Source organism: Duganella margarita (assembly GCF_009857535.1).
Taxonomy (GTDB): domain Bacteria; phylum Pseudomonadota; class Gammaproteobacteria; order Burkholderiales; family Burkholderiaceae_D; genus Rugamonas; species Rugamonas margarita.
Genome location: NZ_WWCS01000025.1, coordinates 57,504 through 71,525 on the forward strand (window position 1 = coordinate 57,504; position 14,022 = coordinate 71,525).

13 protein-coding genes are annotated in these 14,022 nt (G+C 63.6%); 4 read left to right on the top strand and 9 right to left on the bottom strand.

The genetic code is table 11. From position 1 onward, the window contains the following. Window positions 1–24 precede the first annotated feature (24 nt). On the top strand, window positions 25–585 hold the full coding sequence (locus GTP55_RS26060; RefSeq protein WP_161047705.1) for a pseudouridine synthase: 561 nt from the start codon (window positions 25–27) through the stop codon (window positions 583–585). A 73-nt stretch (window positions 586–658) separates the two neighbouring features. Further along, window positions 659–1,849, top strand: a complete 1,191-nt coding sequence (locus tag GTP55_RS26065) for an acyltransferase family protein (protein WP_229258169.1) — start codon at window positions 659–661, stop codon at window positions 1,847–1,849. A gap of 84 nt (window positions 1,850–1,933) precedes the next feature. On the opposite strand, the gene rpsT is transcribed toward GTP55_RS26065, so the two are convergent. Further along, a complete protein-coding gene (gene rpsT, locus GTP55_RS26070) occupies window positions 1,934–2,200 on the bottom strand; it encodes a 30S ribosomal protein S20 (protein ID WP_110846758.1) in 267 nt (88 codons plus the stop codon). A gap of 195 nt (window positions 2,201–2,395) precedes the next feature. Between rpsT and murJ the strand changes: the two genes are divergently transcribed. Beyond that, on the top strand, window positions 2,396–3,934 hold the full coding sequence (gene murJ, locus GTP55_RS26075) for a murein biosynthesis integral membrane protein MurJ (RefSeq protein WP_161047707.1): 1,539 nt from the start codon (window positions 2,396–2,398) through the stop codon (window positions 3,932–3,934). An 18-nt stretch (window positions 3,935–3,952) separates the two neighbouring features. Here murJ and GTP55_RS26080 read toward each other — a convergent pair whose 3' ends face one another. The 4 genes from GTP55_RS26080 to GTP55_RS26095 all read right to left on the bottom strand — a co-directional run bounded on the left by GTP55_RS26080 (window position 3,953) and on the right by GTP55_RS26095 (window position 8,453). Next, window positions 3,953–4,960 carry a TIGR03790 family protein gene (locus GTP55_RS26080; RefSeq protein ID WP_161047708.1) on the bottom strand — a complete coding sequence of 336 codons (1,008 nt, stop codon included), beginning with the start codon at window positions 4,958–4,960 and terminating at the stop codon, window positions 3,953–3,955. A 146-nt stretch (window positions 4,961–5,106) separates the two neighbouring features. After that, window positions 5,107–5,733: an FxDxF family PEP-CTERM protein gene (locus GTP55_RS26085; protein WP_161047709.1), complete on the bottom strand. Its 627-nt coding sequence runs from the start codon at window positions 5,731–5,733 to the stop codon at window positions 5,107–5,109. Between the two features lie 153 nt (window positions 5,734–5,886). Beyond that, window positions 5,887–7,296 (bottom strand): mannose-1-phosphate guanylyltransferase/mannose-6-phosphate isomerase, encoded by a 1,410-nt coding sequence (locus tag GTP55_RS26090; RefSeq protein WP_161047710.1) that lies wholly within the window; start codon window positions 7,294–7,296, stop codon window positions 5,887–5,889. Continuing rightward, window positions 7,293–8,453, bottom strand: coding sequence for a nucleotidyltransferase family protein (locus tag GTP55_RS26095; protein ID WP_161047711.1), 1,161 nt, complete (start codon window positions 8,451–8,453; stop codon window positions 7,293–7,295). Before GTP55_RS26095 ends, GTP55_RS26090 begins: the two co-directional genes overlap by 4 nt. 413 nt (window positions 8,454–8,866) lie before the next feature. Here GTP55_RS26095 and GTP55_RS26100 point away from each other — a divergent pair, with 413 nt between their 5' ends. Next, window positions 8,867–10,507, top strand: a complete 1,641-nt coding sequence (locus GTP55_RS26100; protein ID WP_161047712.1) for a GMC oxidoreductase — start codon at window positions 8,867–8,869, stop codon at window positions 10,505–10,507. A 12-nt stretch (window positions 10,508–10,519) separates the two neighbouring features. On the opposite strand, the gene GTP55_RS26105 is transcribed toward GTP55_RS26100, so the two are convergent. From GTP55_RS26105 to GTP55_RS26120, 4 genes are all read right to left on the bottom strand, one after another. Beyond that, a complete protein-coding gene (locus GTP55_RS26105; protein WP_161047713.1) occupies window positions 10,520–11,728 on the bottom strand; it encodes a glycosyltransferase family 4 protein in 1,209 nt (402 codons plus the stop codon). Window positions 11,729–11,741: 13 nt separating this feature from the next. Continuing rightward, window positions 11,742–12,689: an NAD-dependent epimerase/dehydratase family protein gene (locus GTP55_RS26110; RefSeq protein WP_161047714.1), complete on the bottom strand. Its 948-nt coding sequence runs from the start codon at window positions 12,687–12,689 to the stop codon at window positions 11,742–11,744. A gap of 8 nt (window positions 12,690–12,697) precedes the next feature. Continuing rightward, window positions 12,698–13,699, bottom strand: a complete 1,002-nt coding sequence (galE, locus tag GTP55_RS26115) for a UDP-glucose 4-epimerase GalE (RefSeq protein ID WP_161047715.1) — start codon at window positions 13,697–13,699, stop codon at window positions 12,698–12,700. An 8-nt stretch (window positions 13,700–13,707) separates the two neighbouring features. Then, window positions 13,708–14,022 (bottom strand): STAS domain-containing protein (locus GTP55_RS26120; RefSeq protein ID WP_161047716.1); only part of this gene is annotated, 315 nt, incomplete at its 5' end.

Genomic DNA, 14,022 nt, shown 5'->3' on the forward strand with positions numbered 1-14,022 from the left:
CTACACCAATTTCAGTTTTCGATAATGCCCCTGATTCTATTTAACAAACCTTTTCAAGTGCTGTGCCAGTTTTCGGCGCAGGACGGCAAGGCCACGCTGGCCGACCATTTGACCATTCCCAACATCTACCCCGCCGGCCGGCTCGACTACGACAGCGAAGGCCTGATGCTGCTGACCGACGACGGCAAGCTGCAGCACGCGATCGCGCATCCGGACCACAAGGAGGGCAAGACGTACCTGGTGCAGGTGGACGGCGTGGCCGATGCGGCGGCGCTGGCGCGCTTGCAGGCGCCGCTCGACCTCGGTGATTTTGTGACGCAGCCGTGCAAGGCGGTGCGCATTGCCGAACCGGAGTGGCTGTGGCCGCGCAATCCGCCGATCCGCCAGCGCGCCGATCAGCCGACCAGCTGGCTGGCGATCACGCTACAGGAAGGCAAGAACCGCCAGGTGCGGCGCATGACGGCGGCGGTCGGATTGCCGACGCTGCGGCTGGTGCGCACGGCGATCGGCGGGATTTCGCTGGCCACGCATCCGCTGATGCCGGGCGAGTGGATGGCAGTGGCGCCACAAGCATTGAAATCCTGAATTTTTGCTGAACACACGCTGCAGTGCAAAAAACACAAGCCAATGATGTTAATATTTAAGCAGTGAAGTTGCCTTGTTGTTTACCAAACGGGAGCGTGCAATGGAGAATAGTGCAGCGCTGGGAAGCGGGCCGAACCACCTGCCTTGGCTGGACGGCCTGCGCGGCCTCGCTGCCCTGTGGGTATTGCTGTCCCATTTGCTGATCCTAACCGGCGGCCACTACATTCCACTACTGTCGTGGGGCGACCTGGCGGTCGACTTGTTCATGCTGCTGTCCGGCTTTCTGATGGCGCACAACTACATCGCGCGCCAGCATAAGGAGCCGTGGCAGTCCTCGCGCACGACGTACCAATTCTGGCTGCGACGTTTCTTCCGCATTGCACCACTCTATTACCCGGTACTGCTGGTGGCGCTGACGGTCGGCCCCGAGCTGGGCCATTTCCGCCACGAGATAGCACAAGTCTGGCCGAGCACTGGCACTGCCCCGTCACGCTACAGCGATCAAGGCATCGACAATGCACTGATGCATTTCAGTTTCCTGTTCAGCTTTGTGCCGCACTATGCGTTCCGCACCGCCTTGCCAGACTGGTCGATTGGCCTGGAGATGCAGTTTTATCTGTTTTTCCCGCTGATCATGGTGGCGTTCGCGCGGCTATCGCCGGTGATTGCGACCGGGCTGCTGGTGGGCCTGTGCCTGTTCATCCGGATGTTTTTCCGCGATTTTATCAACGCCTTCCCCATGCCGGCATTCTTATCGATCAAGCTGTATGTCTTCCTGATCGGCATCTGGGTTGCCCATGCGCGCGCCGAGCGCAGCATGCTGCCAGGATTGCTGGTCGGAATCATGCTGGCGATGTGTTGGCTACTGCTGGAACGTTCGCCAGTCGCCGTCGCCCGGATACTGCTGGTGGCGGGCATGTTTTATTTGATGAACAATGGTACGTTGCCAGCCAGCAAGGCGGTAGCCAGCATGACAATACGCCTGCGGCAGGCCTTGTCCTGCAGGCTGGCCATGTTCATGGGGGAAACTTCCTACAGCGTCTACTTGACGCACTTGCTGATTGCGATTCCGCTGGCGGGCTTGTGCGCGCGTCATGCCAGCTTTGTCGGCCTGCATTTTGCCGTCCGCCTCGGCATTGTGGCCATCGTCGTTATCCCCGCCAGCTATGCGCTGGGGTGGATGCTATACAACCTGGTCGAAAAACCAGGCATTCAGTTGGGCCGGCAAGTAATGGCACGACTGGGCTCCCGCCTGACCGCCTAGGCGTGGTTGATCCCGGCACCAACGACAAAACCCGCGCTGACAATGTCAGTGCGGGTTTTTGCTTGCACTCCCTGCAAAGGGAAATTAAGCGGACAGTGCTTTCAGGGCAGCTGCCAGACGGCTCTTATGGCGAGCTGCCTTGTTTTTGTGAATGATCTTCTTGTCAGCGATGCTGTCGATGGTCGAAACCGACGATTGGAAGATGGTGGTTGCAGCTGCTTTGTCGCCAGCCTGGATCGCTTTACGCACTGCTTTGATCGCGGTGCGCAGGGTCGAACGTTGCGACGAGTTGTGAGCGTTTTGCTTAACTGCTTGACGAGCGCGTTTGCGCGCTTGTGCGGTATTTGCCATGAAATTTCCTAAACAGGTAAATGATGCGTTTGCAAACGTTAATGTTTGGCAAACAGGTGCGTCCAAGGTTGCCATCAGAGCGAACCGTGTGAGTCAAACTACTGCTTGCCAAACATTAATGTCTGCGCAACAGAATTTTGTACAGCCTGTGATTATAGCGATGTTTACCAGCAGGAGCAACTATAATCACGTCCCATGAACTTACTCCGCACCCTCTCCGCCATTTCCAGCATGACAATGCTGTCCCGGATTACCGGCCTCCTGCGTGAAACCCTGATCGCCCGCGCCTTTGGCGCCGGCGGCATGACCGATGCCTACATCGTCGCTTTCCGGATTCCCAACCTGCTGCGCCGCCTGTTTGCCGAGGGCGCGTTCTCGCAAGCCTTTGTGCCGATCCTGTCGGAATACAAGAACAAACAGGGACCGGAGGCCAGCAAGAAACTGGTCGACCATGTCGGCAACACGCTGGTCTGGGCGACGCTGCTGGTCACCATCCTCGGCATCATCGCCGCGCCGGTGTTCATCTACCTGATCGCCAGCGGCCTGGAAGAGTTCGACGCGGCGGTCTGGATGACGCGCGTGATGTTCCCTTACATTAGCTTCATGGCGTTTGTGGCGCTGGCCGGCGGCGTGCTCAACACCTGGCGCGAATTCAAGATTCCGGCCTTTACGCCGGTGCTGCTGAACCTGGCATCGATCCTGGCCTCGCTGTTCCTGCAACAGCACCTGGAACGCCCCATCTACGCCATGGCGATCGCGGTGTTTGTCGGCGGCGTGCTGCAGGTGGCGATCCAGATTCCTGCGCTGGTCAAAATCGGCATGCTGCCGGCGCTGTCGTGGAATCCGGTGGCCGGCCTGAGCGATCCGGGCGTGCGCCGCGTCCTGAAAAAAATGGGGCCGGCGGTATTTGCCGTCTCGGCCGCGCAAATCAGCCTGATGATCAACACCAGCATCGCCTCCCGCCTGGCGGAAGGCAGCATTTCCTGGCTGTCGTATGCCGACCGCCTGATGGAGTTTCCGACCGCCCTGCTGGGCGTGGCACTGGGCACAATTTTGCTGCCCAGCCTGTCCAAGGCGCAGGCCGATGGCGACCAGACCGAATACTCCGGCCTGCTGGACTGGGGCCTGCGCCTGACCTTCCTGCTGGCCTTGCCGGCGGCGGTGGGCATGGCGGTGCTGGCCGAGCCCATGATCGCCACGCTGTTCCACTACGGTAAATTCACCGATGAAGCCGCCGCCCAGTCGGCGCGCCCGCTGATCGCCTACTGCGCCGGCCTGCTGGGCATCATCCTGGTCAAAACGCTGGCGCCGGCCTTCTACGCCCAGCAGGACATCCGCACCCCGGTGCGCATCGCCATCGGCGTGTTGATCGCCACCCAGTTGATGAACTGGCTGTTTGTGCCGTATCTGCAGGTCGCCGGCCTGGCACTGTCGATCGGCCTGGGCGCCTGCCTCAACGCTGCCTTCCTGTACGCTGGCCTGCGCAAGCGCGGCATCTATCATCCAGCGCCGGGTTGGACCGTGTTTTGCGCCAAACTGCTGGTCGCCTGTGCGCTGATGGCTGGCGCCGCATGGTGGGGTGCGCAGCAGATTGACTGGCTGGGCTTGCAGCACCACGCGGTGTTGCGCGCTGGCGCCCTGCTGCTGCTGATCGGCGTGTGCGCGGTGGTGTATTTCGCCGCCCTGCTGGCCATGGGCTTCCGCCTGCGCGACTTCAAGCGTATCGCCCGCTAAGCACGGACCAGGCCGCGATCAGCGGCGATACGGCGCCGCCAGCGGCTCGCCAATGAACACGCCTTGCGCCGGCCACGCCACGCTCTTCCAGTAGGCCTCGATGGCGGTGTCGCCGCGCAAGTAGTGCTTGAGCAGCACGGTCGGCTGCGGGAATTTCTGCCAGTAGTTGCAGGGTTCGGACACCGCGCCATAGCTGGCGGTCGCACCGGCCTCCAGCCAGCGCAAGCTGCTCATCTGGAAATTGCCGAGCAGATCGCCGCCGGCCGAGGTCAAATGGTCGGCCAGCGCGCCCGGGAGGAATTTCAGGGTTTCGAGCTTGCTGACGCGCTGCAGGCCGGTCTGGTAAATCATGATGTCCTGCGCACCTTCAAGCACATCGGCATTCATGGTCTTGATGGTGAGTTCACGCGTTGTCACGCGGCCACTGGGCGGGAAATACTGCGCCCGCGTGCTGCGCGCCCGGTCCGACGTATTCAGGTAATACGCCGTGGCGGCGGGGAAAGAAAAATAATGCGCAGCCACGCCGCGGGCGATCAGGGCCTTGGCTTGTTCCAGCGACTCAGTCGGCAGGAGCATGCTGATCAACATACGCGGATCGCCGCCGGCGGGCGGATTGTCGTTATCAAAGAAGGGACTCTGCTTGCCAGGGTTGCACCCCATGCCGCATTGGTCGGCATCGTAGCCCAGCGTCAGCGCCGAGGTGATCGAGTGGCACTCTACTGCGTAGGGCGCAGTCCACACCATCAGTACCGCGCGGATCTCCGGCCCCAGTTGCCACAGGATCTGCTTGCGCAGCGGCGCAAACTCTTCCGCGCTCAGGCGGCGCGGATGGCGCGGGATGCGGACATGGACGACGTTTTTTTCCGGCACCTGGCGCGCTTCGCGATACCAGGCGCCGATGGCCACGCTGCTGGGCTCCTCATCATTGACCACCACGGCAAGCTGGCTGGCCGTGAGCGGAGCCGCCGCGACGGCAGCATGAGCCAGGCAGGCGACGCAAAACAGAACAATGGCAGAATAGCGCACGGCGAAGTCCCAAAGCAGGTCAAGAAATGGCGGAGGTCCCCCATTATAAGCGGCTTCACGTCACCATTGCGCTGCAGCAACACGAAAAAAGCCGTTCAGTTTGCACCGAACGGCTTTTTAACCAGCAAGCTGCGGAAGGCTAGGCCTTAAGCGGCTTTCTTGGCGGCTTTGCGACGACCGACGAAACCGACCAGGCCCAGGCCAGCCAGCAGCATGGCGGTGGTTTCGGCTTCCGGCACAGCGGAGGTTACGCTCAGACCGCCACCGTAGTAGCCGCCGTCGGTGCCCAGCACCTGACCGGTGACTTTCAGGTAGTAGCTACCGGCGCTCAGCAGCGCGCCTTCTGGCAGCGACCAGAAGTCATTCTTGCTGGTGCCATTCGATACCAGCTCGCTGGTGCCATGCACTGCCAGCACGCCTGCGGTGGTGTAGATGTCGAATGCCGAGATATACACGTCCTGGGTGGTGGTGTACGAAGCCGACACGGTACCCGAGGTCTCGGACGGGCCGCCGACCGAGAAGGTATAGGAATCGTTGAATACCTTGTTCAGGGTGGTCGCACCGCTGACGCCATTGATGTATTTAGCAAAGGTATTGCCAAAACTGGAATTGAAACCGCCGTTGCCGTCCGACTCGGTGGCCAGCGGGGCCGACGTCGCGGCCAGGTTGCCGCTCGATACTGGGATCGGTTTGCTGGCAGCCAGTGCCGATTGCGAGAAGCCGGCGCCAGCCAGCAGGGAAGCAACTAACAGTACTTTGGTGAATTTTTTCATGTTTTATCCGTAGGAGAGAGCAACGATTTCGGTGGGTAATAATCTACTAGAAATAATAGTATCATAAAACTCTCGTTGATTGTCATAAAAATATTTGACTTTGTTTTCCTGCAACAAAAAAGTTCGTATTGGCAACTTTTGCGCAAAAAACCATCAAGCGCGCTGGTACACGTCCTCAAACCGCACGATATCGTCCTCTCCGAGGTAACTGCCCGATTGCACCTCGATCAGGTGCAACGGCAATTTGCCCGGATTTTCCAGGCGGTGATTCATGCCGATCGGAATATAGGTCGACTGGTTTTCCGACAGTAGCGTGACCGTCTCGCCGCAGGTCACGCGGGCGGTGCCGCTGACCACCACCCAGTGCTCGGCGCGGTGATGGTGCATCTGCAACGACAGCTTGCCGCCCGGATTGACCGTGATGCGCTTGACCTGGAAGCGCTCGCCGTGGTCGATGCCCTCGTACGAGCCCCATGGACGATATACGCGCGTGTGGTACAGGTGCTCGGTACGATCGGAGGTCTTCAGGTGGTCGACGATCTGCTTGACGCGCTGCACCTGGTCCTTGTGGGCCACCAGCACCGCGTCGGCAGTCTCTACCACCACCAGATCCTGCACGCCGATCAGCGCCACGATGCGGCTATCGGCGCGCACCAGGCTGTTGCTGACGCCATCGAGGTAGACGTCGCCACGCTGGCTGTTGCCGGCCTCGTCGCGCGGCGACACTTCCCACAGCGCCGACCACGAGCCGACGTCGCTCCAGCCTATGTCGGCCGGAATCACCACTGCGTGGCGGGTGTGCTCCATCACCGCATAGTCGATCGAATCGGCCGGACAGGCGCTAAATGCGGCCTCGTCGAGGCGGCAGAAGTCCATGTCGCGGTAAGCCAGGCTGACTGCGCGCTCGGCAGCGGCGGCCATTTCCGGCTGGAAGCTTGCCAGTTCGCTCAGATAGCGGCCGGCCTGGAACAGGAACATGCCGCTGTTCCAGTAATAAGAACCATCCGCCAGGAACGACTCGGCGGTGGCGCGGTCCGGTTTTTCGACAAAGCGGTCGACCCGGTAGCCGGCGCCGTTGGCCTCGCCACGGCGGATATAGCCGTAGCCGGTTTCCGGACCGGTCGGCACCACGCCGAAGGTGGCCAGCGCGCCTTCGCGCACCAGCTCGACCGCGCTCCGCACCGCGCGCTGGAAGGCCGCGGCGTCAGTGATCACGTGATCGGCCGGCAGCACCAGCATCACCGCCTCGGGATCGATTGCCTGCAGATACAGGGCGGCGGCGGCCACGGCCGGCGCCGTGTTGCGCCCTACCGACTCCAGCAGGATGCCGAGCGGCGCGACCTTGCTTTCACGCATCTGTTCGGCCACCAGGAAGCGGTGTTCATTGCCGCAGACAATCAGCGGCGGCGCCATGTCCGGCCAGGCGGCCACGCGCGCCACCGTTTCTTGCAACATGGTCAGGTCCGACACCAGCGGCAGCAACTGCTTGGGCAATGCCGCGCGCGACAACGGCCACAGACGGGTACCGGCGCCGCCGGACAAGATCACGGGATAAATTTTCATACCACTTCCTCTTTTTTGCTTGCCTCACTGACGGTTTCAGTGCGGCGCTTGTTACGACGATCGCGCGCGTTGGTCCATTCGTCACGCGCATATTCGGAGATGTGCTTCATCTCGCCTGCGCGGTTGACACTGTACTCTTTGAACACAATCATTTCCTCAAAGTTTACATCGTGTAACACACGCGTATATTCAAACAACACGCTGCGGACAATCCGCGCCCCGGCGCAAACGTGGCTGCCATGGCCGATCCAGGTCGGGCCGATGATGGTTGAGCCAGCCTCGATCTTGCAGCCGGAACCGATGTACACCGGGCCTTCGATAGTGGTGCCCTCCCAGTCGATGCGGGTATTCAGGCCGACCCACAGACCGTCGCTGTGTTGCAGGCCCGGCATGTCCATGTGGGCCACCTCGCCCATCATCACGCTTTGCGAGACTTCCCAATAATCGGTGACGCTGCCGATGTCAATCCAGCTGAAGCTGCGCTTCTGCGCGTAGAACGGCAGGCCTTTCTCCGCCAGCAACGGGAACAGTTGCGAACCGATGTCGAACACGGTATCGGCCGGGATCAGATCGAGCACTTCTGGCTCAAAAATATAGATGCCGGTGCTGACGAAATTCGACAGCGCTTCTTCGCGGCTCGGTTTTTCCTGGAACTGCTTGATCCGTCCGTCCGGCTCGCTGACCACGACGCCGTAGCTGGAAACTTTTTCCCATGGCACCTCGCGGCACACCACGGTGGCCAACGCGCCCTTGCGGCGGTGCTCGAACAGCGCCGACTTGATGTCCAGATTGATGACAGCGTCGCCGCACAGCACGATCGTGGTGTCGTCAAAGAAACCGCCGAACTCCTGGATCTTTTTCATGCCGCCCGCCGAGCCCAGCGCCTGCGCCACCACCTCGCCATCATCGCGGGTATAGCCTTCAAACGAATAACCGATCTGCACCCCGTACTGGTCGCCCTCGCCGAAATAGTCCTCGATCTTTTCGTGCAGATAGCTGACGTTGACCATGATTTCATTGATGCCGTACTTGGCCAGGTGCTCAATAATATAAGCCATCACCGGCTTGCCCAGGATCGGTATCATCGGCTTCGGCAAATCATAGGTCAGCGGACGCACCCGGGTTCCCTTGCCTGCAGCTAAAATCATCGCCTTCATCGTCATTCCTTCTTTCTTAGTTAAACGCAATCAACGTGCTGCTGCGCAGCATCCACACCCTCAGGCATTGCAAAAGTAACATAATTCCCGTGCAACTATAGCAGTAAAGCCAACGAAAACAGATGACATTATATCAATTTAACAGCCACCTCATGACCAACCGCTACGATAAATGAAAAACGTGATCCCTGTGATAAGTTTCCGCTAGCGGCAACAGCCGTTGCTTTCACGTCACAAGCCGCGGGCCGGCACAGTTGCACCACACGCAGCGAAAGCGCATGCTATTGCAATGCAACAAACAGCGCCCACACCGTTGCCTGGCCCGGCCCGCCGCGCTCTGTTATCCTTATGCCAATGCGCCGACGGCGCCCACACTTCAAGAGAGAGTCCATGACATCAGCAAAGGCGGCGGCATGATCATTTCAGCCACCGAGATCGAGTCCCAGCAAGCGCTCAGCGCCGACATCTGCATCGTCGGCGCCGGCGCCGCCGGCATTACCCTGGCATGTGAACTGGACGGCAGCGGCCTGCGCGTGCTGTTGCTGGAATCAGGCGGCTACGCGCCCGATGCGGCGCTGGACGACGACTACGCCGGCCAGGCCAACGCCCCGCACCCCCCCACCACCCAGTTCCGCCGCGCCACGTTCGGCGGCACCACCGGCATCTGGGGCGGCCGCTGCGTGCCCTACGATCCGATCGATTTCGAAGCCCGCGACTACATCGCCAACAGCGGCTGGCCGCTGGCGTACGAGGCCGTGGCGCGCTACTACCCGCGGGCGATGGCATACTGCGACGCCGGCGTCGCCGACTTCAGCAGCACCACCGCACTGCCGGGCGCGCGGCCCACCATCGGCTCGCTGCAAGCCAACGATGTGCTGCTCAGCGACCGCATCGAACGCTACAGCCTGCCCACCGATTTCGGCAAGCGCTACCGCAAAAAACTGCAGGACTCGGCCAACGTCACGGTGGTGCTGAACGCGCGCTGCGTCGATCTGCTCAAGGAAGACGGCGATGATCGCCTGAGCGCGCTGACGCTGGCCGACAGCGGCGGCCGCCGCCTGCCGGTGACGGCGCGCCAGTTCGTGCTGGCCACCGGCGGCATCGAAGTGCCGCGCCTGCTGCTGCACGCGGCGCGCGGCGGCCGGCAACTGGGCAACGCCAACGACCTGGTCGGCCGCTACTATGCCTGCCACTTCGAAAACGTGCTGGGCAAGGTCACCGCCAGCGAACCGATTCCGTTCAAGTTCGAGAAGACCGTGGACGGCGTCTACAGCCGCCGCAAGCTGCAGTTCAGCGCCGAAGCGCAACGCCGCCACCGCCTGCTGAACAGCGCCTTCCGCTTCCACTTCCCCGAGTATTCCGACGCCAGCCACGGCAGCGCCGTGATGTCGACCATCTTCCTCGCCAAGTCGATCCTGATCCCGGAATACCGGGCGATTCTGCAGCACAACAGCCAGGGCGCGCCCAGCTCGCCGGCGCTGCTGCACTGGAAAAATGTCGCTACCGGCCTGCCGCAACTGGCGCAGTTCGGCGCTGAGTGGCTGTTCCAGCGCAAGCTGGCGCAGCGCAAGCTGCCCTACACGCTGGTGGCCAATGCCGACGGCAGCTACCCGCTCGAATTCAACTGCGAGCAAACGCCGCTGGCGTCCAGCCGCATCACGCTCGGCGATGACGCCGACCGCCACGGCATGCGCCGCGTCCGCGTCGACTGGCGCATCAGCGACGACGATATCGACGCCACCGAGCGCGGCTTTCTGCTGCTGCGCGACACGCTGCACAACAAGTCCGGCGCGCGCCTGCAACTCGATACCGACACCCTGCGGGAACGCATCGCCGCCTCGGTGCCGCTGGGCGGCCACCATATCGGCACCACGCGCATGGCGCACAGCCCGCGCGATGGCGTGGTCGATGTCAACTGCGCGGTGTTCGGCGTACCCAATCTGTATATCGCCAGTTCGGCGGTGCTGCCGACCAGCAGCCACGCCAATCCGACACTGACCATCGTCGCGCTGGCGCTGCGGCTGGCCGAGCACCTGAAGGCAGCGCGCGCCTGAGGCGCCGGCTGGCTAGCGCACCGCGCTGGCCAGCAAGGCTTCCAGCTTGTCGATTTCGGTGTCCAGGTGGTGCAGGCGGCGCACGTCGTCGACGCCGTGCCGGCCCATCTGCTGCAACGCCGCCGGGGTGGCGGTGCAGGCCTCGGCCAGCACGGCGACCAGTTCGTCCACCGCCGACGGCGTCGTCAGCCAGCCGTTGTGGCCGCTGACCACCAGTTCGGGAATGCCATTGACGCGCGACGAAATCACCGGCCGGCCCAGCGCCAGCGCCTCCATCACCACGATCGGCAACCCCTCGGCAAAGCTCGGCAGGATCAGCGCGCGGCTCTGTTCGATCTGCTGGCGCACTACCGTGCTGCCCTGCCAGCCCAGCAGCCGGACACTGTCCTGCAAGCCGTGGCGCGCAATCATCTGCTCCATCAACTGGCGCGACGGGCCGTCGCCAACGATGTTCAACTGGCAGCGGCCGCCGCCCGCCACATAGCGGGCCACCGCCTCGATCAGCACCAGCATGCCTTTTTCCGGGCACAGGCGGCCGATGCAGACCAGCTGCGGCGCCGCCGGAATCGGCAAGGGCTCGACCGCGCGGAACGGCGCGCCCACACTGCACCGCACCACATGCAGCTTGGCGATATCGGCCGGCGGCACAAACACCATGCACTGGCTCTTGCAGAAATGCGTGATGCAGACGGTGAACGCCGACTGGTGGATTTTCTCCGCCAGCGCCCATTTGCGCGGATCGTAGAAAATGCCGGGCCCGTGGACCGTCATACTGAACGGCACGCCGGACAGACAGGACGCCAGCATCGCCACGCTGGCCGAATTTTCCGCCACGTGGTTGTGCAGCACCTGTACCCCGCGCGCGCGCAGGCGCCCGGCCAGATAGGCTGCCTCGACCAGATACGCCAGTTGCAGCAGCGTACCGCGCAGGCCCAGCGCGCGGGTGCGCCATGCCAGCCGCGCGGTGGCCAGCATGCGGCCCGGACTGCGCAGTGTCTCGCGCAGCGCCGCCGTCAACAGCGTCAGCGGCGACTGGCGCAGGATGTAGTCAGTGCTGGCCTGCTCCTGCGACACTTCCTGGTCGACCTCCTGCTCGGCCTCGGCGCGGCGGATCGAGAAGGTGTCCACGGTGTGGCCGCGCTGGCGCAGCGCCAGCACTTCGTTGCGGATAAAGGTGTCGCTGGCGCGCGCGTAAACACTGGTGATATAGGCGATATGCATGAAGAAAACCGGGTTAGTGGAAACGGGTGGCGGCGGCCGGCGGCTGCCAGCCAAGCAGCTGCTGCAAGGCGGCGTGCCCGGCGCGCGCTGGATGGAAACGCGCCGCCAGCCGCGCCGGCGCCAGCAGTCCGGGCAGCCGGGCCGCGCCGACCAGCGGCGTCAGCAGCGCGGCGGCCAGTGCCGCCACCGGCTTGAACAAACCCAGCGGCAACGGCAGGCGCAGGCGCACGCCGCTGGCGGCCGCAAATTCCCAGGCGGTGACGCCGCTGGCGTCGTCAACATTAAAGGTGTGGCCGACCGCGCGCGGATCGAGCGCGGCGGCGAAGGCCGAGGCGCAGCTGTCCACCTGAGTCAGGCGCAGCGGCCGGCCCGGCGCCAGCACCAGCCGCATGCGGGCGTTGCCCGGGCCGAGGCAGGACAGGTCGCGGCGCTGCTCGGACCAGATCAGCGCCGGCCGCAACACGGTCAGGCCAATTTCGCGCTCGGCGCACAGCGCGCGCGCCAGGCGTTCCTGGCGCAGCTTGGCGCGCGCATAGGGATCGACATCGGGGGCGTCGTCGTCAGCCAGCAGCGGGCTATGTTCGTCGAGCACCTCGCCGACACGCTGCCAGTCGTACACCGCAAAGCTGCTGGCCAGCAGCAACCGGCTGGACGGCGCCATCACCGTCAGCAAAAGGCGCGTGCCCTCCACCGCCACCTGTTCCTGCTGCTGGGCGCTGGCGCCCATGGCGGCGGCCAGGTGAATCACGGCATCGGCGCCGGCGGTAGCGTCGGCCAGGCCGGCGCCGCTATCCACATCGCACAGCACCGGCTGCACGCCGGCCGGCCAGTGGTGCGGGTCCGGCAGGCGGCGCGCGCCGGCCCGCACCGTGTGGCCCTGGCGCGCCAGTTCCGCCACCACGGCGCGACCGAGGAAGCCGCCGGCGCCGGTCACCAGCACCGTCATTGCTTGCATCGCCATCGCCGCGCTCAGGCCAGGAAGCTGCTTTGCCAGCGCCAGGCGTCGGCGCACATCTGGTCGATGCCGCGCTCGGCCTTCCAGCCCAGCTCGGTGTCGGCCAGCGTGGTGGCGGCGTAGCAGACGGCGATGTCGCCGGGACGGCGCGGCAGGATGTCGTACGGAATCGGGCGGCCGCTGGCGCGCGCGAACGCGTCCACCATCTGCAGCACGCTGGTGGCGGCGCCGGTGCCGAGATTGCAGGTCAGCAGGCTGCCGTCGCGCTGCAGGCGCTCCAGCGCCTTGACGTGGCCCAGCGCCAGGTCGACCACATGGATGTAGTCGCGCATGCCGGTGCCGTCCACGGTCGGGTAATCGTTGCCGAACACTGCCAGGCGGGCGCGGCGGCCCTCCGCCACCTGGGCAATAAACGGCAGCAGATTGTTGGGAATGCCGCGCGGGTTCTCGCCGATCAAGCCGCTTTCATGCGCACCGACCGGGTTGAAGTAACGCAGCAAGGCCACCTGCCACGACGGATCGGCCTTGACCACGTCGCGCAGGATGTTCTCGATCATCAGCTTGGAGGCGCCGTAGGGATTGGTGGTGCGCAGTGGCGCGCTCTCGTCGATCGGCACCTGGTCGGGATCGCCGTACACGGTGGCCGAGGAACTGAAGATCAGTTGCTTGACGCCGGCCGCCGCCATCTCCTCGAACAGCACGATGCTGCCGTAGACGTTGACGTCGTAATAGCGCAGCGGTTCGGCCACCGATTCGCCCACCGCCTTGAGGCCGGCGAAATGGATCACGGCATCGATCGCGTGTGCGGCGAACAGCTGGCGCAGCACGGCGCGGTCGCGCAGGTCGGCCTCGACGAACACCACGGCGGCGCCGCTGATCTGCTCGATGCGGCCGATCACGCTGGCCTCGGCGTTCGACAGATCGTCCAGCACCACCACCTGGTGGCCGCTGCGCAGCAATTCCACACAGACATGCGAACCGATATAGCCGGCGCCGCCGGTAACGAGAATATTCATGATTGACCTCAGGATGTGGAAGTGGAAAGCGGCTGTAACAGATAGTTGACACAGGCCAGGTCGAGGTCGCGGCGGGCGGCGTCGGACAGCGACGCGATGCGGAAGCCGCGTTGCAGGCGCGACTGGTGACCAAACAGCAGCAGCAACAGGCCCAGCGTGGCGCTATCGAGACCGCTGACCTGGTCCAGCTCGAGCACAATGTCGGACGGCGTGGCCGTGCTCTCGGTCAGCGCGGCGCGCAGCGGCGCCAGTTGCGCCGCGTGCCACTCGCCGGCCAAGGTCAGCGTCGCCTGCGCGCCCTGCCGGCGCAGCGTCAGCTGCGG